This is a genomic window from Shewanella sp. POL2 (assembly GCF_000282755.1).
Classification (GTDB): Bacteria; Pseudomonadota; Gammaproteobacteria; order Enterobacterales; family Shewanellaceae; genus Shewanella; species Shewanella xiamenensis.
In genome coordinates this window covers 1-306 of the sequence record NZ_AKZL01000231.1, presented here as the reverse complement: position 1 = coordinate 306, position 306 = coordinate 1, and the positions used below count along the sequence as shown (strand labels likewise).

General features: G+C 55.6%; 3 tRNA genes. All 3 read right to left on the bottom strand.

From position 1 onward, the window contains the following. Positions 1–5: 5 nt before the first annotated feature. Positions 6–81, bottom strand: a tRNA-Val gene (locus SHEWPOL2_RS22200). A 25-nt stretch (positions 82–106) separates the two neighbouring features. Then, positions 107–182: transfer RNA gene (locus tag SHEWPOL2_RS22195), tRNA-Val, on the bottom strand. A 25-nt stretch (positions 183–207) separates the two neighbouring features. After that, positions 208–282: transfer RNA gene (locus tag SHEWPOL2_RS22190), tRNA-Val, on the bottom strand. Positions 283–306: the final 24 nt, after the last annotated feature.

The following is a 306-nucleotide window of genomic DNA, read 5'->3' as shown; positions in this document are numbered from 1 at the left end:
AAATATGGTGGTCGCTACTGGGATCGAACCAGTGACCCCCTCCTTGTAAGGGAGGTGCTCTCCCGGCTGAGCTAAGCGACCCGGGGTAAATCAGTAGTGCAGAATATGGTGGTCGCTACTGGGATCGAACCAGTGACCCCCTCCTTGTAAGGGAGGTGCTCTCCCGGCTGAGCTAAGCGACCCGGGGTAAATCAGTAATGAAGAATATGGTGGTCGCTACTGGGATCGAACCAGTGACCCCTCCTTGTAAGGGAGGTGCTCTCCCAGCTGAGCTAAGCGACCTGGGAATGACTACACAGTGAGGTT